Source organism: Arthrobacter sp. NPDC093128 (assembly GCF_040683875.1).
Lineage (GTDB): Bacteria > Actinomycetota > Actinomycetes > Actinomycetales > Micrococcaceae > Arthrobacter.
Window position 1 is genome coordinate 15,731 of sequence record NZ_JBFBEY010000012.1, and the last position, 23,785, is coordinate 39,515.

Genomic DNA, 23,785 nt, shown 5'->3' on the forward strand with positions numbered 1-23,785 from the left:
GTTAGTATTGCTGAGACGCGGACCACATCGACCGCTAAACCCTGACAAAGGAGTCCTGATGGCTACTGCAAGTGTGCACAGCGGAACGTCTAGACCTACCCCGCTCCCGCCTTTGACTGACGGGCCTCACCGTAAGCGCCTTGGCATGGTTGCCCTGGTTGCCACCTTCGGTGGCCTGCTGTTCGGCTATGACACCGGCGTAATCAACGGCGCGCTGCGACCGATGACCGCCGAACTCGGCCTGACCGCGCTCACTGAGGGAGTCGTTACAAGCTCCCTGCTTTTTGGCGCCGCAGCGGGCGCAGTGGGAAGCGGCCGCCTTTCCGACACATGGGGGCGTCGAAAGACGATCATCCTCCTGGCCGTCCTGTTCCTCGCCGGCGCCCTGACTTGCGTGTTCGCACCGAACTTCGAGGTCATGGTCGTCGGCCGCGTCATCCTCGGCCTCGCCGTCGGCGGCGCCTCCTCGGTGGTCCCGGTGTACCTCGCTGAACTCGCCCCCTACGAGATCCGCGGCTCGCTAGCTGGCCGCAACGAGCTCATGATCGTCATCGGCCAACTCGCGGCGTTCGTCGTCAACGCGATCATTGGCAACGTCTGGGGCGAACACCCCGGGGTCTGGCGCTTCATGCTCGCCGTCGCCGCGCTGCCCGCCATTGCACTGTTCGTTGGCATGCTTCGGATGCCAGAGTCCCCACGCTGGCTCATCTCCAAGCACCGCACCCAGGACGCTCTGGATGTTCTCTCCACAATCCGTTCGCCCGAGCGTGCCGCCGCAGAAATGGCCGACGTCAAGCACCTCACCGAAGAGGAAGAGCAGATGAACCTGTCCGGCTGGGGCGCGCTGAAGAACAAGTGGATCCTGCGCATCCTGCTCGTCGGGATCGGCCTGGGCGTCGCTCAGCAGCTCACCGGAATCAACTCGATCATGTACTACGGCCAGTCCGTGCTCATCGAGGCGGGTTTCGACTCGGGCGCCGCGCTTATCGCCAATATCGCCCCGGGCGTCATCGCCGTCGTCGGCGGGGTTATCGGGCTCTCCCTGATGCAGCGCATCAACCGCCGCACCACCCTGATTACCGGCTTTATTCTGACCACGATCTGCCACTTCCTTATCGGCATTGCCTCGATCGCCCTGCCGGTCGGAGACCCCGCCCGGCCGTTCGTGATCCTGTTCCTGGTGGTTGCCTTCGTGGGCTCGATGCAGACGTTCCTCAACGTCGCCGTGTGGGTGATGCTCTCGGAGATCTTCCCATTGCATATCCGCGGCTTCGCGATCGGTATCTCCATCTTCTGCCTGTGGATCGCCAATGCCTTCCTCGGCCTGTTCTTCCCGTCACTGGTGGCGGCGGTCGGCATCACGGGGACCTTCTTCCTGTTCGGCATCGTCGGCATCCTGGCGCTGATCTTCATCTACACCCAGGTCCCCGAAACCCGGGGCCGGACCCTCGAAGCGCTCGAAGAGGATGTCACGACCGGCGCCATTTACATCGTCCACAAGAAATAGGCAGTACACGCCAACGCTCCCGAACAGCCGAGCCGTTCACTGAATCCCGAAACCGAATTGCCGCCTGACCGTCACACGGAATCCGCCAGCAACCCCGTGGGGCGGTCAGGACCAGGGGTGCCGGAAGGTCAACTAACCTGCACAGACCCTGTCTCCCCTGGACGCCTTCGCCCCTATTGACGCTCGATGTGACGCCCGCTACAGTTGATCCAGTTATACGAATAACCCCAGAACGAGTATTGGCCCGAGGAGGTGCCCATGGCTGGATCACGGCCAAAGTCAGGACCGACAATGCACGACGTCGCTGCTGCTGCCGGCGTTTCACAGGCCACCGTGTCTTTGGTGCTGAATTCGGCCACCGGCTCGCGTTTCTCCGAGGATACCCGCAAGCGCGTCCGGGACGCTGTGAACCGGCTCGGCTACCGCACCAACGCCCACGCCAAGGTTCTCCGCGAAGGCGTGGCCGGAATGATCGGGTTCATTGGTGATTCCGTCGCCACCTCCCCGTTTGCCGGTGCCATCATTGAAGGCGCGCAGCAGCGGGCCTGGGAGGACGGGCTCCTCCTGCTCACGGTGAACACCGGCGGAGATAGGGAGCTCGAGGCTGCTTCCCTGGACACCATGCTCTCCTACAAGGTCGCGGGCGTCGTCTACGCCGCCATGTATCACCGGCAGCTGGACGTTCCGGAGGCCCTGGAGGGTGTCCGGGCTGTGGTGCTGAACTCCCAGGACCGTGCCGGCCGCCTCCCAAGCGTTGCCCCCGACGAAGTGAAGGGCGGCTACACTGCTACCCGCCGGCTGCTGGATGCCGGCCACAGCCGGATAGGGCTGATCAATATCGAGACCCTGGAAAGCGGTCTGCCTGCTGCTGTCGGCCGATACCAGGGCTACACGGCGGCCCTTGAAGACGCGGGTCTGGAAGTGGACCCCGCCCTGGTCCGCTTCGGCGGGGGTGGCGAGGAGGACGGCTACAAGTATGCGATGGAGCTGCTGACCGCCGCCACGCCGCCAACCGCAATTTTCTGCGCCAACGACCGTGGTGCATGGGGTGCCTACCAGGCGGTGTCCGACCTGCGGCTATCAATCCCCGGGGATGTATCCATCGTGGGCTTCGACAACCAGGCAATCCTGGCGCCGCACCTTCGCCCGGGCCTGACCACCCTCGACTTGCCGTTCGTCGCCATGGGCCGGCGCGCGGTTGAACTGATCCTCCAGGACGCGGAACCCGATGGCCGGGTCGAGCTGATGGACTGCCCTCTTGTTGAACGCATGTCAGTGACCCATCCTAAGGAGATGCCATGAGCCGCACCATCCCGGCCCGACGCGGGCGTCCGTCGGCGGCACCGTTGCCGCATCGAAAAATTTCTCTTTCGCTCCGCATGAAGAGGATTTCTCGGGCGTGGCAGTTATACGTATTACTAGCTCCAGCGATCGTCTACATTCTGGTCTTCAAGTACTGGCCCATGTATGGCGTGCAGATCGCCTTCAAGAACTACAACCCGGTGGACGGGTTCACCGACAGCCCGTGGGTCGGCCTGACGCACTTCATCAGGTTCGTGAACTCGTACCAGTTCGGCCAGGTCGTCGGCAACACCCTGTGGATCGCGGTCCTGGGCCTGCTGGTGGCCTTCCCGATCCCGATCATCCTGGCATTGCTGGTCAATCAGCTCCAGAGCGAGAGGTTCAAGAAGTTCACCCAGACGGTGCTCTACTCCCCCGCTTTCATCTCCACTGTCGTGGTGGTCGGCATCATGTTCGTGGTCCTCTCCCCCAGATCGGGGCTGGTGAACAACGCGATCCAGCTGTCCGGGGGCGAGCCGATCTTTTTCATGGGCTCCGCGGAGTGGTTCCGCCCCATCTACGTGATCTCGGATGTCTGGCAGAACGCTGGCTTCTCCATGATCGTGTACCTGGCGGCCCTGGCCGGAATTGACCCGGCCCTTCACGACGCGGCCAAGGTGGACGGCGCCTCGAAGCTCCAGCGGATCCGGCACATCGATCTGCCGGGCATCATGCCGGTGGTGACGGTGCTGTTCATCCTGGCTATCGGCAACCTGCTCAATGTCGGATTCGAGAAGGCGCTGCTCATGCAGACGCCGCTGAACCTCTCGTCCTCTGAGATCATCCAGACCTACGTCTACCACGCAGGCCTGCAGCAGGCGCAGTTCAGCTACTCGGCCGCCATCGGCCTGTTCAACTCCCTCCTCAACCTGGCGCTGCTGCTCTTCTTCAACACGGTGGCACGCCGGGCCAACCAAGCGACCCTGTGGTGATGCCGAAATGTCATTGACAACCAACCCCCGCACTATCGACAACCCGAACCGGACCGTCAGCCGGGGCAGCCACCCCCGGCCGAAACCGACGCTCAGGGACAGGTACGGTGACCGTGCCTTCAACGTCGCCGCAACCGCTGTCCTGCTGCTGTCCATCTTGGCCGTGGTGTACCCGCTGTACTTCATCGTGATCGCCTCGATCAGCGACCCCAACGCTGTCTACGAAGGCAAGGTCTGGCTGTTCCCCTCCGGGGTGACCACTGAAGGCTATGAGCGGATCTTCGCCGACAGCCGGATCTGGAACGGCCTGGGCAACACCGTCGTCTACACCGTCCTCGGCACCGCCATCAGCGTCAGCACCATCCTCTGCGGGGCCTACGCACTGTCACGCAAGGACATGCCCGGCCGCAAGATCCTGATGCTGCTGTTCGTGATCACCATGTTTTTCGACGGCGGACTGATCACCAAGTACCTGGTGGTCCGTGACCTGGGCATGCTGGACACCGTCTGGGCCGTGGTCCTGCCCGGTGCAGTGGGCGTCTGGAACCTGATCATCGCCCGGTCATTCTTCGAACACACCATCCCGAACGAACTGCGGGAGGCCGCCCAGATGGACGGGGCGACCGACTTCAAATTCTTCTTCAGGATGGTGCTCCCCCTCTCCAAGCCGCTGATCATGCTCATGATCATGGTCCACGTCGTGGCGCACTGGAACTCGTTCTTCGACGCGCTGATCTTCCTCAACGACGACTCCAAGTACCCGCTGCAGCTCGTCCTGCGCAACATCCTCATCCAGTCAGACGTCTCCTCCACCGGAACCACCGGCGGAGACATCGAATCCTATGCCGCTGCGCAACGGATCGCGGAGCTCACCAAGTACGCCATGATCGTCGTCTCGAGCCTGCCGCTCATGATTGCCCTGCCATTCATGCAGAAGCACTTCACCAAGGGCGCCATGATCGGCGCCGTCAAATAGCTCCTCCCCATATCAACCGCCCGGGCAACCGCCATCGGACGGCAGCAACCCCACCTCAGAATAGGAATGACCATGGCATTCAGCCGTAAATACGCCGCCCTCGGCGCCGTCCTGGCCGGAACATTGACGTTCACCGCCTGCTCCGGCGGCGGCTCCGGCACCACCGAAATCAAGGACGCCTCCGCCGACTTCGGGTTCCAGGAAACAGGCTTCCCGATCGTCAGCAAACAACTCGACCTGACCTTCTCCGGCACCAAAGCGGCACTTGCCCCTGACTACAACACCATGTCCGTGGTCAAGGAATGGGAAAAGGCCACCAACGTCCACATCAACTGGGAGAACCTGCCCGAAACGGTCTTCCAGGAAAAGAAGAACCTCATCCTGGCCAGCGGTGACCTTCCCGACGCCTTCTTCAACACCGGCCTCACCGACGCCGAGATCGCCACCTACTCCGCCAGCGGCACCCTCATCCCCCTCGAGGGACTCATTGAGAAGAACGCGCCCAACCTCTCCAAGCTGCTCTCCGCCCGTCCCGATATCAAGGCAGCCATCACCTCCTCGGACGGGCACATCTACTCCCTGCCGTCCGTGGAAGAGCTCGGCCTGGTCCAGTTCCCCAACGAGCTGGCCATCAACACCGCCTGGCTGAAGAAGATCAACATCCCGATGCCGAAGACCATCGGTGAGTTCCACGACGCCCTGCTCGCGTTCAAGACCCAGGACGCGTCCGGGACCGGCAAGACCATACCGCTGAGCTTCATGCCAGGCTCCTGGTGCGGGGACATCGTTGACCTGATCGCCGCCCTCGGCGGAGTGCCGGACAACATGGACCACCGGATCGTCCAGGACGACAAAGTCATCTTCACCCCCACCCAGGACGGCTACAAGAAGGCCATCCAGACCCTGCACGAGTGGTACCAGGAGGGCCTGATCGATCCGGAATCGTTCTCCCAGGACGACAAGGCGTACCTGGCCAAGGGCAAGGCCGCCACGGAAAACCTCGGCTCCTTCGTCTGGTGGGAAGTCCCTGAAATGGTCGGCGCCGACCGCGCCAGCAACTACGACCTGGTCCCGGTCCTTGAGGGCACGGACGGCAAGCGGATCGCCAGCCAGTCCAACAACCAGGAAATCGCCCGCGGCGCCTTCGCCATCACCCGGAATAACAAATACCCGGCAGCGACCATGCGCTGGGCCGACAACCTCTACGACCCCACCCAGTCAGCCCAGGCCAACTGGGGGCCGATCGGCGAAACCCTGCAAAAGGACGCCAGCGGACTCCTGACCCAGATCCCCGCCCCGGCGGGAACCAGCGAAGGCGAACGCCGTCAGAAGGTCGCCCCCGGCGGCCCGAAGGCCAACACCGCCGAGAACTTCACCACCGTCGTCGCACCCGAACCACGCGCCGCTGAACGCCAAAAGACCGTCAACGAACTCTACAAACCCTTCGCCGGCAACGACGGCTACCCCCCGGTCGCCCTGTCCAACGAAGAACTCCAGCAGATCAGCACCATCCAGACGGACGCCACCTCACTGGTCAAGCAGAACGTCGCCAAGTGGATCGTCTCCGGTGGCATCGATCAGGAATGGGACGGCTACGTCACCCAGCTCAAGAACGTCGGGGTCGACAAAATGATCGAGGTCTACCAGCAGGCCTACGACCGCTACAAGAAGAACTCCTAGCTCTGACTGACCTACCGGGTGGGCCGGTCCGCGCCGGCCCACCCGGCCCCAAGCTTCCGCATACGCGTCCCCATACCTGCACAGAAACGAGACTCCGCGTTCATGACTGCCGCGACCGCCACCACGGCCGACACCTTCCGTCCGGCCCTGCACTACGCCGCCCGGAACACATGGCTCAATGACCCCAACGGCCTGATTTTCCACGACGGCGTCTACCACCTCTATTACCAGAACAACCCGCTGGACAATGTCTGGGGCAACATGTCCTGGGGACACGCCACCTCCCCGGACCTGCTCACCTGGACCGAACACCCCGTCGCCATCGCCTGCGACGACGACGAAGACATCTTCTCCGGCAGCATCGTCTTCGACCGGGACAACACCAGCGGATTCGGCACCGACTCGGCTCCGCCCCTGGTCGCCGTCTACACCAGCGCGTTCAAACCCGGCTCCGGACACCAGGGCATCCAGGCGCAGTCCCTGGCCTACAGCCTGGACGGAGGCTACACGTGGACCAAACACACCGCCAACCCCGTCCTGAACCGCGGGTCAGCGGAGTTCCGCGACCCCAAAGTCATCAGCTACGACGGCGACGCCGGCAGCTATTGGGTGATGGTCGCCGTCGAAGCCACAGACTTCCAGGTTGTGCTTTACAAGTCCTACGACCTCAAGAACTGGGAGCCGCTGAGCACGTTCGGACCGGCCAACGCTACCGGAGGCGTCTGGGAATGCCCTGACCTGTTTTCCCTCCCCGTCGACGGCGACCCGAACAACCTTCAGTGGGTCCTCACCGTGAACCTCAACCCCGGTGGCCCGAACAACGGCTCTGCGGGGCAGTACTTCGTAGGCGATTTCGACGGGACCACGTTCACCTCTGCCACCACCGTGACAGAAGGCCCCCAGGACCCGGAACGGTTGGGCGAATACCAGTGGCTGGACTGGGGCCGGGACTACTACGCCGCTGTCTCCTTCAGCGACGTACCCGACAACCGCCGTCTGATGATCGCCTGGATGAACAACTGGGAATACGCCAATCACATCCCCACCTCACCCTGGCGCAGCCCCATGACCCTGGCCCGCGAGATTTCCCTGCACACCATCGGCGGTAAACCGCGTCTTACCCAAAAGGCAGCCGGCAATTTCCGCTCACTTTCCGCCCCGGCCGGAACGTTCAGCCTTGAGGACTCCGAAATATCCGACGGTATCCACATCCTGGAGGGTGCAGCGGGCCGCGTCCAGCGCATCGACATCGCCTTGACGACCGGCAGTGCGAGGGAATTCGGGCTCATAGTCCGCGGCGACGGCGACCACGGTACCCGCATCGGCATCAGGCCCGCTGAAGGGGCCCTCATTGTTGACCGCCGCGACTCCGGGCAGACAGGCTTTCATGAAGCCTTCGCCTCCGTCGACACCGCCCCGATCCGGACTGCGGACGGTTCCTACGAGCTCACCATCTACGTTGACCACTGCTCCGTGGAAGTCTTCGCCCAGGACGGCCTGGTCACCATGACGGAACTGATCTTCCCGGCACCCGGTAATACCGATCTGGCTGTGTACGCCAGCGGTGGGACGGCAACGGTCAACAGCCTGCGCGTCACCCAATACGCCTAACGCTGACCTCTACCAGAAAAAGGACTCCTCCGGCACAAGCCAGCGGCCACCAACCCTGCACAGGCCCAACCGACGTCGTAGTTGTAGGGGAAGGCCCTCAACCAGACGTCAGGGCTTCGCTGGGAATCCCTGTATTCCGACGCGGGAAGCGTGGATACTCGGTGTTGTACACAAAGCGGTTCCACCCGCAGGAGGGCGCTCCTACCTGCGCAATCGCTGGAACCGGCGTCGGGGTGTTCAGGATTGCTTGGTGAGTGATGGTGGAACATGTTGACCTGGCCCTGGTGGTCGCGGCCACCCTCCTGCTGTGCGGGTGCGCCGACGAGTCCGGACGGGTGCAGGGCCATACAGGGGTGGTCACGGGTCACGTCCTGACGGGACCGGTCTGTCCGGTCGAACGTGTTGGCCAGCAGTGTCCGCCGCGCCCCGTACCCAGCGCAACGGTCGTTGCCCTGGACGGAGACGGCGTCCGGGGCTCAACGCTCACGGATACGGCAGGTGCCTTCCGCCTGGCGCTGCCAGACGGCCGTTATGTCATCAGGGCCACCAACGTCGGCGGCTATGCGTCAACAGCTTCCGAGGCCGTGCTCGTCTCGGACAATCCTGTTCAAATCACACTGATTGTTGACAGCGGGATCCGCTGAGCTGTCCGGGGTTGCGCCCAATGCCGGGCCGCCGTCCGGCCGCTGCCATGGCGTGGCTATGCAGTGGAGGGCGTGCCCGGCCCCGAGCGCGGTACGCTAAACGCAGGCCAACTCAGGGGGACATATGGAAGACAAGGCCAAAGACGGCATCCGCGAATCAAACGCTATCCGCCGAAGGGGTTGCGCGGCCGAAACAGGCGGCGAATAACCATGCGGTCAATTCTTATCTGTGCCGCGTGTGGATCAGCCGTGGTTTTGGAAAGGTTGAAATACGAGGGGCCGGGCGCCAAAGGGCCGCAGGACGAAATCCCGTCGCACTGCAGTAACCGGAATTGTGCCAATAGCAGCAAGCTCACGAAGCCAACCACCGGATGGTACCGCCGCGCGTCACTGGGCAGAGAACGGCCCAGCTGACAAAGACGCGCCTGACATAACCCCGGCCTGACTGCACACTGAACTAACGGGAGTGCCCGCCCAGGGGTTTCCCCGGGCGGGCACTCAGTTCGGCTCAGAGAGTCAGTTCGCGTCTGCGCCGACTGCTGCCCCGACCTCGGCTACACCTGCTGCGCCGGCGAGCCGGAGCCAGGTATCCACAACGGTGTCCGGGTTCAAGGAGACTGAATCGATGCCTTCCTCGACCAGCCACTGGGCAAAGTCCGCGTGGTCGCTGGGCCCCTGCCCACAGATGCCGACATACTTACCGCGCGCCTTGCAGGCCTTGATGGCCATGCTGAGGAGCTTCTTGACGGCGGGGTCGCGTTCATCAAAGCTGCCCGAGACAATCGCGGAATCCCGGTCCAGGCCCAGGGCCAGCTGCGTCATGTCATTGGAACCGATGGAGAATCCGTCGAAGTAGTCCAGGAACTCGGCGGCGAGCAGGGCGTTGGACGGGATCTCACACATCATGATCACCTCGAGGCCGTTTTCGCCGCGGGTGAGGCCGTTTTCGGCCAGCAGCTCAATGACGCCGCGGGCCTCGTCGAGGGTCCGCACAAACGGGATCATCAGCTTGACGTTGGTGAGCCCCATCTCGTTACGGACGAAGGACAGTGCCTCGCACTCGAGGTCGAAGCAATCGCGGAAGGACGGCTCCAGGTACCGGGAGGCGCCGCGGAAGCCGATCATCGGGTTCTCTTCGTGCGGCTCGTAGGCGGGTCCACCGATCAGGTTGGCGTACTCGTTTGACTTGAAGTCGGACATCCGCACAATCACCGGTTCCGGCGCGAATGCGGCGGCGATCGTCGCCACGCCTTCGGCCAGGCGCTTGATGTAGTAGTCGCGCGGGCTGCCGTACGCGGCGATCCGTTCCCGGATTTCCGTGGCCACGTCGGCCGGCTGGCTGTCCAGGTTCAGCAGTGCCTTAGGGTGGATGCCGATCTGGCGGTTAATGATGAATTCCAGCCGGGCCAGGCCCACTCCGTGATTGGGCAGCTGCGCGAAGGTGAACGCCTGCTCGGGGGTGCCGACGTTCATCATGACCCTGACCGGGGCCTCGGGCAGCTGGGTGATCTCGGTTTCCTCGACGCTGAAGTCCAGGAGGCCCTCGTAGATGACGCCGGTCTCGCCGTCTGCGCAGGAGACGGTCACCTCGAGTCCGTCGGCGAGCACGTCGGTGGCGGCCCCGGTGCCGACGACGGCGGGAATCCCCAGTTCGCGGGCGATGATCGCCGCGTGGCAGGTGCGTCCGCCGCGGTTGGTCACAATGGCGGAAGCGCGCTTCATGATCGGTTCCCAGTCCGGGTCGGTCATGTCCGCGACGAGGACGTCGCCGGTCTTGAACGCGGCCATCTGGTCAATCGACGTGAGGATGCGGACGCTTCCGGCGCCGATGCGCTGGCCGATGGCGCGGCCCTCGACCAGGACCCGGCCGGACCCGTTGAGGCGGAAACGGCTCAGGCTTCCGGAGGCGCGGCGGGACTGCACTGTCTCCGGGCGCGCCTGCAGGATGTACAGGCCACCGTCAATCCCGTCCTTGCCCCATTCGATGTCCATCGGGCGGCCGTAGTGGTTCTCGATGGCGACGGCATGGCGGGCGAGCTGCTCGACGTCGTCGTCCGTGAGGCTGAAGCGGTTCCGCAGGGAAGCCTCCACCGGCACGAAGTCAATGGTGTGGCCGATTTCGCGGTTGTTCGTGTAGGTCATCTGGAGCGCCTTCTCGCCCAGTCCACGCTTGAGGATGGCCGGGCGGCCAGCCTCCAGTGCGGGCTTGTAGACGTAGAACTCGTCCGGGTTGACTGCACCCTGGACGACGGCCTCGCCGAGGCCGTAGGAGGAGGTCACAAAGACGGCGTCCTGGAACCCGGATTCGGTGTCCATGGTGAACATAACGCCGGAGGCGCCGACGTCGGAACGAACCATGCGCTGGACGCCCGCCGACAGCGCCACCTCAGCGTGCTCGAACTTGTGGTGCACCCGGTAGGCGATGGCCCGGTCGTTGTAGAGGGACGCGAAGACGTCTTTGATGGCCACCAGGATGTTCTCGATCCCGCGGACGTTCAGGAAGGTTTCCTGCTGCCCGGCGAAGGAGGCATCGGGCAGGTCTTCCGCCGTCGCGCTGGAACGGACGGCCCAGGAGAGGTCCTCGGAGCCCCCGTGCTTGTCCACCAGTTGCTGGTATGAGTTCCGGATCTGCGTTTCGAAGTCCGGCAGGAAGGGCGTCTCGCGCATCAGCGCGCGGATCTCCTTGCCCGCGGCCGCCAGGGCCGTCACGTCGTCGGTGTCCAGGCCGACCAGGCGGTCGGCGATCTTCTGGTCCAGGCCGGAGTCTGCAAGGAAGGTCCGGTAGGCGTCCGCTGTCGTGGCGAAGCCGTCAGGGACCTGGACGCCGGCAGAGGTCAGGTTCTGCACCATCTCTCCGAGGGAGGCGTTCTTTCCGCCCACCCGGTCCAGGTCCTTGAGTCCGAGTTCTGAGAACCACAGGATGTCTGTCGTCATGGTTACTGCTCCTTTGCAGATGATGGCATGCAGATGTGCCGCCCCGCTCGCGGCGATGGCCGGTTGGTGGGCGCGAATCCTGTCCACACTGACAGGTCTGGAGCGCTCTTTCCACATGATCTGCGCCACACCGAGTTTGTGAAAATTTTCCCTAATGCTTGAGGTTCATACGCTGCAGGATAGTGGCCGCCATTTCCTCCACGGACACCGTGGCTGAATTCAGGTACGGAATCCGGTGGGAGACATACAGCTGCTCGGCGCTACGGAGCTCAAAGCCGCACTGCCGCAGCGACGCGTAGGGCGAGCCGCGACGCCTTTCAGTGCGAATCTGGCTCAGGCGCAGGGGGTTCGAGGAGAGGCCGAAACATTTCTCAACGAAAGGCCGCAGCGGCTTGGGGAGCCCCTCCCGCTCAAAGTCCTCGTCCACCAGCGGGAAGTTCGCGGCGAAGATTCCGTGTTGCAGCGCAAGATACATGGTTGTGGGTGTTTTTCCGCAGCGGGACGGCGCCACCAGGATGACCTGCGCCTTTTCCAGCGCGCGCAGGCTCTGGCCGTCGTCGTGTTCCATGGCGTACTCGACCGCGGCCATCCGCGACTGATACCGCTCAGCGTTGCCCAGGCCATGGGCCCTGCCCGGTTCGCCGCTGGCAGCTGAGCCGAGGGCCTCCTCCAGCTGTCCGACATGCGTCCCGATAAGGTCCACGACGATGCCCTGGCACGTGGCCAGCGCCTGGCGGATCTCGCTGCTGACAGCGGTGGAAAAGACGATCGGCCGGGGGCCGGTGGCGGCCAGTTTGTCGATAGTGCCGACCACCGTCCTGGCCTGTTCGACGGTCGTGATGAAGGGGACCGTGATGCGGTCAAAGTTATTAGCGGGGAACTGCGTCAACAAGGTGTTGCCGAGGGTTTCCGCGGTGATGCCGGTGCTGTCCGAAAGGAAGTAGACAGGCCGAAGATCGTCATTGGTCATGAACGCATTCTCCCCCACATCAGTTGGCGGACCTCCCTGGCCGCCCTTTGGAGGCGGCCAGGGAGGGCCGGCCAGCTTCAGCCCTGGGCTGTCTGCGTTTGGAAAATACGGTCACTGACGTCATTGCGGAGAACGTGGAACTGTCCGCCGTTACCATTGACCATGCCGTCCAGGACGTAAAACCCCCTCCCGGCATCCGGACCTCCGGCAGCACGGTCAACGGCCGCGATCAGATCCCGTCCCAGATGTCCCCCGGGCCCCAGAGCCTTGATCTCCTCGAGCTCTTCGAACGTCAGCCCTGCCAGCACTGCATTTATTTCAGTCATGCCACACCCCCAGTTGTGCAGGCTCTTTTTGGCCTGAGCCCACAGGCTAAAGCACACTGGATGGACCCCGCAAGAGGTCGCACAGCACGCTGGCCTAACCTGTGCAGTGCAGCCCATACTTGACCCGCGGATCGAGGACGTGGCCCATGGTTATGCCCAGCTGAGGTTAGCGATGGTCTGCCGCACAACGGACAGGTCCAGGTCCCCCCAGTCCTTGGTCCTTGAGTTTGGGGGAACTACGCCAGGCACAGTAATTCATAGCCGTGGCTGCTGTTTGACGGAGGCTGGCCGCGTGTTTCCTGGAACAGTGCAGACTGCTGGTCGATCACTTCATCACTTGCGCCCGTGCCGCGGGCTGACGTTCGACTCCTTTGTGCATACTTCCCTACCGCGCAGCCACCATGTCCGCGTCCGTCAGTTGTCAGTAAACTGGGACGCATGACCGAGCAGGAACCGGCCCCGCCCGGGGCCGCTGCGGACGCGGCCGTCACCTCAGCGCAGGTTGAGGAGGGCGAGGCCCCTCGCGCGGGGGATCCCGGCGCCGTAGACACCTCCCTCCGCACTCCGGCGCAGCGGTCCCGCACGTTCGCCGGGATCCTGGTGAACACCGCCCTGGCCAACATCACCACCAGCTACCTGTGGTTCGCCCTGACGTTCTGGGTGTACCTGGAAACGCGGAACGTGATCGCCACCGGAGTGATCGGCGGCGCGTACATGCTGTTGATCGCCCTTTCCAGCATCAGCTTCGGCACCTTCGTGGACCGCTACCGCAAGCTGGCCGTGATGCGCTTCGCCGCCGGCTTTACCTTGGTGATGTTCGTGCTGTCCGGAGTGATGTTCCTGCTAACTCCCTCCGCCTCGATGCTGGACCTGACACAGCCGTGGTTCTGGATCTTCGCCGTGATCGTCCTGGTCGGTGCGGTGGTGGAAAATATGCGGAACATCGCCCTGTCCACCACGGTCACCATCCTCATCGAGCCGGACCGGCGGGCAAATGCCAACGGGCTGGTGGGCATGGTGCAGGGACTGATGCTGATCGTCACCTCGGTGCTGTCCGGGTTGTCGGTCGGGCTGCTGGGCATGGGCTGGACGGTCGTCGTCGCCCTGGTGCTCACGGCGCTGGCCTTCGCGCACCTTCTCACCTTGCGCATGCCCGAAGAGGTGCGCGCGGCGGCCACGGATGCACACGGCGGCTTTGACCTGCGCGGTTCGCTCGCCGCCGTGTTGGCCATTGCCGGGCTGTTCGCGCTGATCCTGTTTTCCACGTTCAACAATTTCATCGGTGGCGTCTACATGGCGTTGATGGATCCATATGGCCTGGAGATGTTCCCCGTGGAGTTGTGGGGCACCTTCTTCGCTGTTGCTTCTACCGGGTTCCTTGTGGGCGGTGCGCTGATCGGCAAGTTCGGACTCGGGTCCAACCCACTGCGCACCATGCTCATCGCGGTGATCGTCATGGGCGTCCTCGGTGCGGTGTTCACGCTGCGGGAGTGGGCGTGGCTGTACATCGCCGGCATCTGGCTATACCTGGTCCTGGTGCCCTTCGTCGAGGCAGCCGAGCAGACGGTCATCCAGCAGGTGGTGCCCCTACAGCGGCAAGGCCGGGTGTTCGGGTTCGCCATGGCGTTCGAGTCCGCGGCAGCGCCGATCACCGCTTTCCTCATCGCGCCGATCGCCCAGGTCTGGATCATCCCGTACGCGCGGTCCGCTGAGGGCTCCGCCCAACTGGCCCCGCTGCTGGGCGAAGGCAACTCCCGCGGCGTCGCCCTCGTGTTCCTCATCGCCGGGATCATCATGATCGCGGCAGCGCTGCTGGCCTTCCTGACCCCGGTCTACCGCCGGGTCTCGGCGTCGTATAAGCGGGCGGCTGCAGAGTACGAGTAAGAATCATCACCGGGCGCCATCGCGAGTCCACTCGGGCGGCCCCGGTTTCGGCTGTCCGTGAGATCATACGGGCATGGCACCCATCCAGCGCATCCGCCCCCAAGGGCTCTTCTCCAGCCCGGCATTCAGCCACGTCGCCATCGTGCCGCCCGGAGCGACCACCATCTACGTTGGCGGTCAAAACTCCGTCGACGTCGACGGCTCACTGGTCGGAGCAGGGGACGTGGCCGTGCAGTCCGCCCGCGCCCTCGAGAACGCGAGGACCGCCCTCGCCGCGGCCGGCGCGACCCTCGGCGACGTCGTCCAGTGGACGGTGCTCTTCGTCGACGGCGTCGACCTCGCAGCGGCGTACGGGGCGATCGCATCGGAGCTTGCGTCCGATGAACCGGCTCTGGTGACCGGCGCGCGTGTTGCAGGGCTGGGCGTTCCCGGCGCGCTCGTCGAGATCAGTGCGGTAGCCGCCGTGCTGCGATGAAAGTGCTGCCGTCACCGGACGCCGGGGGCGGTGACGCCATCGTCAGGCTGCCAGCACCAGACCCTCAGCGCGGACTCCGGCTTCTTGGGGCGAGGATGCTGAACTGGTAATCGGACTGGAGCGGATCCACGTAAGCGGGCAAGTGGTGTTGCCCGCCGAAGGTCGCCGCCAGTACAGCGGTCCCCCATTCGGTAGGGCCGGGTCTTAGCGGGTTTTTAGGGTCGACGCCCGGCTGCCGGGCCCGTGGCCGACCGGCACGGCTTCGTCATACGAGAGGAAGGCGTCGATGCGATCGCGGAGCCCGGCCGGGTTGCCGGGGGTCAGACGCGGCTCCTGCGGGTGACGGCGCCGAAGATCCCCAGCACGATCACAGCGCCGAGAATGGACAGCAGCCAGGTCCGAAGGTCGAAGAAGTCACCAAGGCCTCCGCCGAAGATCAGTGAACCAATCCAGCCGCCGAGGATCGCTCCGACGACGCCCAGAACCAGCGTGACTACCCAGCCTCCGCCCTGCCTGCCGGGAAGTACAGCTTTGGCGATGGCTCCCGCAATCAGGCCGAGCAGGAGGAACCCGAGAATTCCCATGACGCACTTCCTTCCGATTGGAACATCAGCGTCGTAGTGACGCTATGTGCATGATTTAATCAGCACCCTTAGCATATGGCAAGGGTCCGGCTTACGATGATGTGGTGGGCAGCGGGCGGATCGCCTGCGGCACGCAGTCCGGCCGCTAACAGCGGACATCAACCGTGGTGCGTCACGACCCGCTGAAGCGCGAAAGGGGGATCGCCGGGATGAACGACGCGAGGGCGTTGCAAATAATAGGAGAGCTTGTCCGGGAGCATCGGCTCCGACTGGGCCACTCCCAACAGGACTTCGCTCTCCTTGCGGGGCTTCGGACGCAAACCCTGCGGTTTTTTGAAAAGGGTCATCGGTGGCCCGGGGAGGAGGTGCGGCGCAAAATCGAAGAGGGTCTGGGCTGGCGCCCCGGGTCCATCACACAATTTCGCGATCAGGGCCAGACCGGGCCGGGATTGGATGCCGCATTGAAGACTCTGCGCAGCATCGTGCCGGCTTCGCCGCCTTCCACCGACGTCCAACCCTGACGTGGCGAAAGGGAACACGCTGGTCCGCGAGTTCGAGTTTTGCCACGGGGCGCAGGCCGTCTGACGCCCTAGGACGCGGATCCATCCAGGTGTGCGTCCCTGACCTCAGGAGGTGTTGCGCCCTGGAGAACCCAGCGGTTCCCATCCGGATCCCCGAAGTAGGCGAACTGCACACCGCCCATATCCTGGATCTCACTGATGTCGGCGCCGCGGCGCAGGAGCTCGGCGCGCACAGCGCCCAGATCGGAAACGACGAGCTGCAGCCCCTCGAGGCTGCCCGCCGTCATACTGGTCATCCCCGTACCAATCACGATCGAAGCAGCCGAACCTGGCGGAGTCAGCTGTACCACTCTCATCCCGGGGATGTACTCAACGTCGTGATCAAGAACAAAGCCCAGCTTCTCGGTGTAGAACGATTTCGCCCGGTCAACATCGGCTACCGGTACCTGCACAACTTCAAGGCGCATTTCCATGCGCCTCACAGTACCGCCGAATTCCCCCGAGCCCTGTCAGCGCTTGCGCCGTGCCCTGACTGCAGCGAGTTCGCGTTCCAGGTGCCGGTTGGCGGATTCGAGTTCGAGGACTGCCCGGACGCCGGCAAGGTTTAGCCCCTCTTGGAGGAGCGTGCTGATCCGGCGCAGTGTCAGCAAGTCCTGTTCACTGTACAGGCGGGTTCCGCCAACGGTCCGCCCCGGTTCCAGCAGCCCTTTGCGCTCGTACAGGCGCAGGTTCTGCTGCCCCATCCCCACCAGTTCAGCCGCCACGGAGATGGCATAAACCCCCGTGACCCTGCCGCTGTCCTGCGCCATCGGCCCCTCCTTGAAACCCAAAATACCCTCTTGCAACAGTCTCACACGGGTGCTATAAAAAATCTATCCCAGCCACGACAGATAATCTGGCTAGGGAAATATGAGTCATACACGATCTGTAAGGAGTGAGGAAGACATGCTGATGCGAACCGACCCGTTCCGTGAGCTCGACCGGCTCACCCAGCAGGTCCTCGGGACGACGGCCAGGCCGGCCGCGATGCCCATGGACGCCTGGCAGGAAGGGGAAGAATTCGTTGTTGCGTTCGACCTGCCCGGAGTGGACGTCGATTCGGTGGACATCGACGTCGAACGAAATGTCCTGACTGTCAGGGCCGAACGCAAAAGCCCGACGGCCGAGAATACGGAGTTCATTGCCGCAGAGCGTCCCCGCGGAGTCTTTAGCCGCCAGCTCATCCTCGGCGACGCCCTCAACGCCGACGCCGTGAAAGCCGGCTACGACGCCGGAGTGCTGACGCTGCGGATCCCGATGGCCGAAAAGGCAAAACCCCGCCGGATCGAGGTCGAAACAAACAAGAACCGGCGCCAGGAAATCAACGCCTGACCGGAGACGCCTCGCACAGGGATGGCCCCCGGCCCTTCGCAGATCGGGGACCATCCCGTGGCGGCACGGACAGCTTGAGCATCCACAGTGACCGGCCCGGTTCCGCGCCATCCGGAACAAACTGTCATGAACCTGACCGGCACCGCTCCCCACTCAGCCGCCCTATCCGGGAAGGAGTCCATCATGAGCGCCTGGCGCCCGTACGACAGCCAGCTGTTGCCGGCATTCTACGAACGGTTCGAACAACGCTGGGGAAAAGGTACTGCACCGTTCCTTGACCCCGAAGTGCACGAGCAACCCCTGCCGCGGGCCCAATGGATCAACCCGGACACCGGCGCGGCCCTCGCCGTAGTCCCCATCTGGACCGAGGACCCCCGTCACCGTTCCTTCGGGGTCTTCTACCTCCCTCCGAACGGGGACATCTGGGTGCTGCGGCCCGGGCTCACCGCCTACACCGAAAACGGACAGGCAAGTACTCAAGAGCAAATTTCCCTCCGCAATGACGCCTTCAGAAAAGCCGTCAGCCATGCGAAGGACTTTATCTACGGCCCCCAGCCCTGAGGGCGGGATTTCAACTGGGGCCCATCCGGGCCATCCGATGCCAGGCAGGAAAGGAACTGACATGACCTCAACCCACTTTGACCGGTTCCTCCGGGAATCCCTCATCACGGAGCGGGAGACCGATACCGGACTGGGCAAAGACGAACTTTACGGCCTCTACACCAGCTGGTGCCTGCTAAATCAGGCCACGCCAGAGCCGGCCCGCTCGCTCTGGGCGGCCCTCAAACAACACCGCATCAACCCCAGGCACAACCACTTGACCATGACCGGGCCCGCCGCCACCGACTACATCCTCGCCAGCACCGGTCACTGGTGAGCGGATGCCGGACCCGCGATCGCTGCAGGCCAGTCAGCCGAAAGCATCCTGGACGTGGGCACGGATGGCGCCGATTACTGGCGCCGATCCCCGAATGCGGTAAACATCAATTGGTCTGGAGCCCAGCTGCACGTTCGGGCTGCACATCCAGTGCATGGCCTGGGCCGGCGTGAAAGCACTGTGGAGATGCCCTACAAGGGCGTCCAGGTCCGCAAGCCGGAGCCGGCCGTCCGCATCCGGCGCATCCTGGCCCGATATCCAGCGATCCAGAACTTCCACGCTGACGCCCAGCAGGGGTGCGGCAGCATCCGAGCCCAGCGAGTTTGTTAGCCGTTCGGCTATTGCCTTTGGGCTATAGCCGGGGGCGTCCCTCAATTCCGCGAGGCTGGCGAAAACCGTGGTGGCAGACAAGACCGGTTCGTCAGGGCTCGTCTCCTGCAGCTGTTCCATGATGCAATGCTATTTGTTGGCGTCTCCTTGGAGTAGGGCCACAGGACCTCTTGGGTGTGCCTCGCCTTCGCCCCGCTCACTTCTGCCGGCATCGCAGGCGCCAGCGCCAAGGACGCCGGAGCTGCATCCGGACTGGTCAACACCTCACACCAGATCGGGAGTGCCCTCGGCGTCGGTGTCCTGGTCGCGGTCTCAGCTGCCCGACCCGCTGCTGCAGGACCCGACCGACGCGCTGGTGCGCATTGTGCGGTCCTGCGTCTGCGGCTCGGACCTGCACCCGTACCACAGCATGCCCAAGCCCCAACAAGGGTCGCCTATGGGCCACGAGTTCATCGGCGTCGTCGAGGAGACCGGGATGGACGTCTCGACCCTGAAAGAGGGTAACTTCTTCATCGCCCCATTCGCCTGGTCCGACGGCACCTGCGACTTCTGCCGAGACGGGCTGCAGACCTCCTGCCGCCACGGCGGCTTCTGGCCAATCGGACCACTGTCACAGTCATCGGCGACGGCACCCACACCGTGCTCGAGTGCGTCGGACACCGCCCCGCCTATGACCAGGCACTTGGCGTACTACGACCCGGCGGCGTCATCAGCCGGGTCGGCGTGCCGCAGTACGAGGACGCCCCGACCGGCTTCGGCTCCATGTTCGGGCCCGACATCACCCTCACCGGCGGCCCCGCCCCCGTCCGCCCGTAACGCGCCACCACCCGTTCCAACGAAAGGAATACACAAATGGCTACATGGCTTATCACAGGATGCTCCACCGGACTTGGCCGGGCACTCGCCCAGGCCGTCCTCGCCCACGGACACAACGCCGTCGTCACCGCCCGGAACGCTGCCACGCTGGAAGACATCGCGTCCGGTTTCCCCGACACGGCGCTGGCCCTGCCCCTCGATGTCACCGACAACGCACAGATCAGCTCGGCCGTCGAGCAGGCACAGACGCGCTTCGGAAGCGTCGACGTTCTGGTCAACAATGCCGGTTACGGTTACCGCAGTGCGGTTTAGGAAGCGGACGACGCCGACATCCGGCAATTGTTCGACACAAACGTTCTCGGCGCGGTGGACATGATCAAGGCAGTCCTCCCCGGCATGCGTGCGAACAGGTCAGGGTCCATCCTGAACATCTCCTCCATCGGAGCACGCATCTCACCGGCCGGCTCCGGCTACTACTCGGCCACCAAGGCCGCCTTGGAGGGCCTGTCCGGATCACTCCACAAGGAACTGCAGCCGCTGGGAATCAACGTCACCGTCATCGAGCCGGGCGCGTTCCGCACGGACTTCGCCGGGCGCTCACTGACCCAGTCGGCGACACCGATCGGGGACTACGCGGAGACGGCCGGGAAACGGCGCAAGGAGAACGACACGATGCACGGCACCCAGCCGGGCGACCCGGCGAAGGCCGCCGAAGCCATCCTGGCGGTCGTCGAAAGTCCGAACCCGCCGTCGCTCTTAGTGCTCGGACAGGACGCGTCTGGCGCGTTCGCCGCCGTTGCTGAGGCGCAGCGCGCGGAGCTGGAGCAATGGCGGGACCTCAGCCTCAGCACCGGGATCGAGGGCTGAGATATGGAGTGCACACGCCTGGGCCAGTCCGGCCTGAAAGCCGCATCGCCCTGGGCTGCATGAGTTTCGGCGACACGTCCCAAGGCTTCAACGAATGGGCACTCGGCGACGACGAAGCCGAACCGATCTTCCGGCAGGGCCGCTTCTTCCGCGACGATGACCAGCCCATCGACGACGCCGTGCAGCAGGTCGCCCGGGACAGCTACATCAGCGCGAGAGGGCCACCAGGTCGGAACGTCGGTCGGCGTTCTCTGCGTCTCTGAAGAACCGTTCCCCGCGGACGTGCTGATTGTCGGTTTCATCGTGGGTGACGCCAGTGGCGTGGGCAACCACATCTGCGAGGCTGCCGCTGCGTCTGTACGCCTCCCGCTGCCGCGTGGCGCCGGTGCCCTGATTGAGGAGTCGGTGCAGGGACTCCTCAACGTAGGCAGTGTCCCCGGTCGCGTCGAGGGCGTCCCGGACGTGGTCAAAAAGTGCATCAACAACGTTTCTGGCGGTGTCTGGCTTGTGCGCGAGTGGATGGAGCAGGTTCCCGTCGATACCGAACCGGCTTGCCAGCCAGGCCCCCTGTCGCAGGATCGCCGTAGGAACCGTGTCCGCCGGCTGTCCGGCCTCCCATTCCCTGGCCGCGGTCTCCACCAATGCCCGTACCAGAGCCGCGATAAGGGCGGCGTCCCGGACATCAAGGCACACATCGGACACACGGATCTCCACAGTTGGGTATCGGGCAGACAGCCTGGCGTCAAAATCCGGGCTGGCGACGACTCCGGTGCCCGACAGACGCTCCACCAGCGAGTGGTAGGCATCTGCCGAGCCGAACACATCGGTCGGACCGGCCGTGGACCACCGATTCCAGGCCTGCGTGCGGAAACTGGCGTAACCACTGTCGGTGCCGTTCCAGAACGGGGAATTCGAACTCAATGCGATGAGCGACGGGAGCCAGGACCGGATCCGGTCCAGGACGGCGACGCCTTCCTCGTCCGATCCGACGGAAACATGGACGTGGTATCCGCACGTCAGCTGCTCCCGTGCCGTCAGCGCAAACTTTGCCAGAAGGGCGTCGTACCGGTCGTTGCGGGTATACCGGGGCGTTACCGGCAGCGGGGACGTGGCAAGGGCAGAGATCCTCGCGCCTGCTTTTCGTGCCAGCGCGTCTGCGTAGGAGCGTCCGGCGCGTATTTCGGCGACCAGCCCGCCCAGGCGACTGTGCGGTCCCGTGATTACTTCGAGTTGTTCCTGCTGGAGCTCAACAGCCAGCATCGGGTACGAGGGAGGAGCCTCGGCCGCACGGCCCGAATCATGAAGGCGTAGGACCTCGCCTGCTATCGGCAGCGGACCGCCATCGCGGGGATCAACAATCAAAAATTCTTCCTCAACACCAAAAGTACGCACGTGCTAAGTGTGGCCCACGAAACCACGGGCAAATGACCAACTTCCCAGGTCCACGAAAGCTTTTGCCGCAGAGACCTCCGATGCAGGCCGAAGGGTTACCCATCCCAGGCGGCCAATCGCATGGCGGACCTAGCCGCGTTGCAGATATGCGGTGCAGGCAGGGGAAATTTGCGGGCTCCTACCCCCGCGTTCCCCGCCAGTGTGTTCACGGAATGTTCATCGGAGCCCCGCCGGTCCCCCATCGACGGGGCTTCTCATGTCCACTTTGGCTGCACCACACGAAAGGCACCCCCATACAGACCCGCCGGGTTCTATACTGCGCCTATGCCTGATATCAGAATCTGGCCCACAGGCCGCCTGTTGTCGACCGCCGCGCGGCTCGTCGAGCACGCGTGGAACGAGAAGCTGGGCGATATCGGGTTGACCCATGCCGGGGTGATCGCGCTGGACGTCTTGGCGGCTAGCGGCCCCATGACCCAGGCCTCACTTGCGCAGATCGTCCGGGTGCAGGCCCAAACTATCGGCAAGACCCTCATGCGCCTGGAGGCGTACGGGTATGTCGTTCGCCAGCGCAGCCAGTCCGACCGCCGCAGCCAGGTCGTGTCCATCACCGCCGCCGGCACTTCGGCACGCGAAGACGCACGCGACCTGGAGCGCTCAGTCCTGGCAAACGCGGACGTCGACACCGACACACTGCGTACAGAACTGCAGGCGATCGTGCGCGGCCTCGCAGCCCGGGAGGGAGAGACAACCCATGTCGCTGAACCAAGGGATCCCGGAAGCTAGATTCTGGTGAAAAGAATGCGTTGACCGTCGCTCCCATGGTGGGGCTCGAGACGAGCACCTTAGGGTTGGACCTGTTTAAGTCATGTACCGGCCCGGGGACAAGCCTCCTTCGGTGGCATGCAGGCCCTTCACACGATCTGCACCAGGCCCGACCCGATCGTGCCCCTTACCGACGGCTGGTCCAAACCCGGACCAGCCGTCCGACTTTGGTGACCGGCTCACGCCAGGATGCCGGTGTCGCTTTCGCCCACGCTGAGGACTATGCGGACACCATCCCCGGTGCCGTGCTCGTCGAGCTGTAGGCGCCCAGCCACCTGTTCTGGCAGGGACCGGCAGGCGAAGAAGCCCAGGCCGCCGTCAGTGCCTTCATGGCATCCCATGCCTAAACATCTCCTTCGACTTCGGAGCAGCAGGTGTCCTTGATCCGGCGGGGTCGGAGACCTCCAGTGGGCCGGGTCGTAGCATGGGCGTATGAAGGTTCGTAAAGTCCAGGGAAGCTCAGGGCGGAAACTGCAATGACCGGTGACAGGGATCGGGACGCTTCAAGGCGTCCGCGACAGGCCCGGCCGCGTGACGCGCTGGGGCGGCCGCTGCCCTACGGAAGCGCCGGCGTCGAACCGGTCTCGGAAGAGCCGCTGCCTCCGGCGCAGACTTTGGTCTCAGCCCGGAGCCTGGTGGAAGCCGGCCGGGCCTTCGCCGCCCATGAGGTACTCGAGGCCCGCTGGAAAGCCGGGCCAGCCGAAGAACGCAACCTCTGGCAAGGACTCGCCCAAATCTGCGTCGGGCTGACCCACGCCGCCCGGGGTAACAGCGTTGGCGCGCTCCGGCTTTTCGAACGCGGCGCGTCCCGCCTCGAGGAGTACGGTTCCGGGGAAGGGCCGACCTACGGGCTCGACTTGTCCGCCGTTGTGAATTGCGCACGCGATCGGATGCACGCCGGCCACTGAGCTGCCGGGCGACG

At 64.2% G+C, this 23,785-nt stretch carries 25 protein-coding genes and 2 pseudogenes; 18 read left to right on the forward strand and 9 right to left on the reverse strand.

Annotated features, from left to right (window positions below):
• Window positions 1–58 precede the first annotated feature (58 nt).
• From AB0N24_RS15115 to AB0N24_RS15145, 7 genes are all read left to right on the forward strand, one after another.
• The gene (locus AB0N24_RS15115; RefSeq protein ID WP_364125750.1) at window positions 59–1,507 is read left to right on the forward strand and encodes a sugar porter family MFS transporter; all 1,449 of its coding nucleotides are present in this window, start codon (window positions 59–61) and stop codon (window positions 1,505–1,507) included.
• Window positions 1,508–1,765: 258 nt separating this feature from the next.
• Window positions 1,766–2,809 carry a LacI family DNA-binding transcriptional regulator gene (locus AB0N24_RS15120; protein WP_364125752.1) on the forward strand — a complete coding sequence of 348 codons (1,044 nt, stop codon included), beginning with the start codon at window positions 1,766–1,768 and terminating at the stop codon, window positions 2,807–2,809.
• The gene (locus tag AB0N24_RS15125) at window positions 2,806–3,780 is read left to right on the forward strand and encodes an ABC transporter permease subunit (protein ID WP_364125754.1); all 975 of its coding nucleotides are present in this window, start codon (window positions 2,806–2,808) and stop codon (window positions 3,778–3,780) included. The genes AB0N24_RS15120 and AB0N24_RS15125 overlap by 4 nt, the downstream gene beginning before the upstream one ends.
• Window positions 3,781–3,787: 7 nt before the next feature.
• Window positions 3,788–4,756, forward strand: a complete 969-nt coding sequence (locus tag AB0N24_RS15130; protein WP_364125756.1) for a carbohydrate ABC transporter permease — start codon at window positions 3,788–3,790, stop codon at window positions 4,754–4,756.
• A gap of 72 nt (window positions 4,757–4,828) precedes the next feature.
• Complete coding sequence (locus tag AB0N24_RS15135) at window positions 4,829–6,436, forward strand: ABC transporter substrate-binding protein (RefSeq protein WP_364125758.1); 1,608 nt, start codon at window positions 4,829–4,831, stop codon at window positions 6,434–6,436.
• 102 nt (window positions 6,437–6,538) lie between these two features.
• A complete protein-coding gene (locus AB0N24_RS15140; protein ID WP_364125761.1) occupies window positions 6,539–8,047 on the forward strand; it encodes a glycoside hydrolase family 32 protein in 1,509 nt (502 codons plus the stop codon).
• A gap of 257 nt (window positions 8,048–8,304) precedes the next feature.
• Entirely contained in the window at window positions 8,305–8,691 is a 387-nt protein-coding gene (locus tag AB0N24_RS15145) for a carboxypeptidase-like regulatory domain-containing protein (RefSeq protein WP_364126125.1), read from the forward strand.
• Window positions 8,692–9,207: 516 nt separating this feature from the next.
• Here the strand turns inward: AB0N24_RS15145 and ppsA are convergent.
• The 3 genes from ppsA to AB0N24_RS15160 all read right to left on the reverse strand — a co-directional run bounded on the left by ppsA (window position 9,208) and on the right by AB0N24_RS15160 (window position 12,921).
• Window positions 9,208–11,625: a phosphoenolpyruvate synthase gene (gene ppsA, locus AB0N24_RS15150; protein WP_364125763.1), complete on the reverse strand. Its 2,418-nt coding sequence runs from the start codon at window positions 11,623–11,625 to the stop codon at window positions 9,208–9,210.
• Window positions 11,626–11,776: 151 nt separating this feature from the next.
• Window positions 11,777–12,595 (reverse strand): pyruvate, water dikinase regulatory protein, encoded by an 819-nt coding sequence (locus AB0N24_RS15155; protein ID WP_364125765.1) that lies wholly within the window; start codon window positions 12,593–12,595, stop codon window positions 11,777–11,779.
• Between the two features lie 77 nt (window positions 12,596–12,672).
• The gene (locus AB0N24_RS15160) at window positions 12,673–12,921 is read right to left on the reverse strand and encodes a hypothetical protein (RefSeq protein ID WP_364125767.1); all 249 of its coding nucleotides are present in this window, start codon (window positions 12,919–12,921) and stop codon (window positions 12,673–12,675) included.
• A 438-nt stretch (window positions 12,922–13,359) separates the two neighbouring features.
• Between AB0N24_RS15160 and AB0N24_RS15165 the strand changes: the two genes are divergently transcribed.
• Window positions 13,360–14,805: an MFS transporter gene (locus tag AB0N24_RS15165; RefSeq protein WP_364125769.1), complete on the forward strand. Its 1,446-nt coding sequence runs from the start codon at window positions 13,360–13,362 to the stop codon at window positions 14,803–14,805.
• A gap of 73 nt (window positions 14,806–14,878) precedes the next feature.
• Entirely contained in the window at window positions 14,879–15,280 is a 402-nt protein-coding gene (locus AB0N24_RS15170; RefSeq protein WP_364125772.1) for a RidA family protein, read from the forward strand.
• A 320-nt stretch (window positions 15,281–15,600) separates the two neighbouring features.
• On the opposite strand, the gene AB0N24_RS15175 is transcribed toward AB0N24_RS15170, so the two are convergent.
• On the reverse strand, window positions 15,601–15,864 hold the full coding sequence (locus AB0N24_RS15175; protein WP_364125774.1) for a GlsB/YeaQ/YmgE family stress response membrane protein: 264 nt from the start codon (window positions 15,862–15,864) through the stop codon (window positions 15,601–15,603).
• 209 nt (window positions 15,865–16,073) lie between these two features.
• Between AB0N24_RS15175 and AB0N24_RS15180 the strand changes: the two genes are divergently transcribed.
• Window positions 16,074–16,385: a helix-turn-helix transcriptional regulator gene (locus AB0N24_RS15180; RefSeq protein WP_364126128.1), complete on the forward strand. Its 312-nt coding sequence runs from the start codon at window positions 16,074–16,076 to the stop codon at window positions 16,383–16,385.
• 68 nt (window positions 16,386–16,453) lie between these two features.
• On the opposite strand, the gene AB0N24_RS15185 is transcribed toward AB0N24_RS15180, so the two are convergent.
• Both AB0N24_RS15185 and AB0N24_RS15190 read right to left on the reverse strand, forming a co-directional pair.
• Window positions 16,454–16,858, reverse strand: a complete 405-nt coding sequence (locus AB0N24_RS15185; RefSeq protein ID WP_364125777.1) for a VOC family protein — start codon at window positions 16,856–16,858, stop codon at window positions 16,454–16,456.
• 36 nt (window positions 16,859–16,894) lie between these two features.
• Complete coding sequence (locus tag AB0N24_RS15190) at window positions 16,895–17,194, reverse strand: MerR family transcriptional regulator (protein ID WP_364125780.1); 300 nt, start codon at window positions 17,192–17,194, stop codon at window positions 16,895–16,897.
• Between the two features lie 136 nt (window positions 17,195–17,330).
• Between AB0N24_RS15190 and AB0N24_RS15195 the strand changes: the two genes are divergently transcribed.
• The 3 genes from AB0N24_RS15195 (at window position 17,331) to AB0N24_RS15205 (ending at window position 18,633) form a co-directional block, all read left to right on the forward strand.
• Window positions 17,331–17,756, forward strand: coding sequence for an Hsp20 family protein (locus AB0N24_RS15195; protein ID WP_364125782.1), 426 nt, complete (start codon window positions 17,331–17,333; stop codon window positions 17,754–17,756).
• A gap of 183 nt (window positions 17,757–17,939) precedes the next feature.
• The gene (locus tag AB0N24_RS15200) at window positions 17,940–18,317 is read left to right on the forward strand and encodes a hypothetical protein (protein WP_364125785.1); all 378 of its coding nucleotides are present in this window, start codon (window positions 17,940–17,942) and stop codon (window positions 18,315–18,317) included.
• Between the two features lie 61 nt (window positions 18,318–18,378).
• Complete coding sequence (locus AB0N24_RS15205; protein WP_364125787.1) at window positions 18,379–18,633, forward strand: hypothetical protein; 255 nt, start codon at window positions 18,379–18,381, stop codon at window positions 18,631–18,633.
• A 33-nt stretch (window positions 18,634–18,666) separates the two neighbouring features.
• Here AB0N24_RS15205 and AB0N24_RS15210 read toward each other — a convergent pair whose 3' ends face one another.
• Window positions 18,667–19,083, reverse strand: a complete 417-nt coding sequence (locus AB0N24_RS15210) for a helix-turn-helix transcriptional regulator (RefSeq protein WP_364125790.1) — start codon at window positions 19,081–19,083, stop codon at window positions 18,667–18,669.
• A gap of 160 nt (window positions 19,084–19,243) precedes the next feature.
• Between AB0N24_RS15210 and AB0N24_RS15215 the strand changes: the two are divergent.
• The 3 genes and pseudogenes from AB0N24_RS15215 to AB0N24_RS15225 form a co-directional block, all read left to right on the forward strand.
• Window positions 19,244–19,773 (forward strand): annotated as a pseudogene (locus AB0N24_RS15215) (alcohol dehydrogenase catalytic domain-containing protein); the annotation flags it as partial.
• A gap of 42 nt (window positions 19,774–19,815) precedes the next feature.
• A pseudogene (locus tag AB0N24_RS15220) lies at window positions 19,816–20,646 on the forward strand (oxidoreductase).
• Between the two features lie 59 nt (window positions 20,647–20,705).
• Complete coding sequence (locus AB0N24_RS15225; protein ID WP_364125792.1) at window positions 20,706–20,909, forward strand: hypothetical protein; 204 nt, start codon at window positions 20,706–20,708, stop codon at window positions 20,907–20,909.
• Here the strand turns inward: AB0N24_RS15225 and AB0N24_RS15230 are convergent.
• Window positions 20,854–22,038, reverse strand: a complete 1,185-nt coding sequence (locus AB0N24_RS15230) for a glutamate--cysteine ligase (RefSeq protein ID WP_364125794.1) — start codon at window positions 22,036–22,038, stop codon at window positions 20,854–20,856. The genes AB0N24_RS15225 and AB0N24_RS15230 overlap by 56 nt on opposite strands.
• Before the next feature lie 324 nt (window positions 22,039–22,362).
• Between AB0N24_RS15230 and AB0N24_RS15235 the strand changes: the two genes are divergently transcribed.
• Window positions 22,363–22,824 carry a MarR family transcriptional regulator gene (locus AB0N24_RS15235; RefSeq protein ID WP_364125797.1) on the forward strand — a complete coding sequence of 154 codons (462 nt, stop codon included), beginning with the start codon at window positions 22,363–22,365 and terminating at the stop codon, window positions 22,822–22,824.
• A 218-nt stretch (window positions 22,825–23,042) separates the two neighbouring features.
• Here AB0N24_RS15235 and AB0N24_RS15240 read toward each other — a convergent pair whose 3' ends face one another.
• Window positions 23,043–23,204, reverse strand: a complete 162-nt coding sequence (locus tag AB0N24_RS15240; protein WP_364125800.1) for a hypothetical protein — start codon at window positions 23,202–23,204, stop codon at window positions 23,043–23,045.
• Window positions 23,205–23,339: 135 nt separating this feature from the next.
• On the opposite strand from AB0N24_RS15240, the gene AB0N24_RS15245 reads away from it, so the two are divergent.
• Window positions 23,340–23,771: a DUF309 domain-containing protein gene (locus AB0N24_RS15245; protein ID WP_364125802.1), complete on the forward strand. Its 432-nt coding sequence runs from the start codon at window positions 23,340–23,342 to the stop codon at window positions 23,769–23,771.
• Window positions 23,772–23,785: the final 14 nt, after the last annotated feature.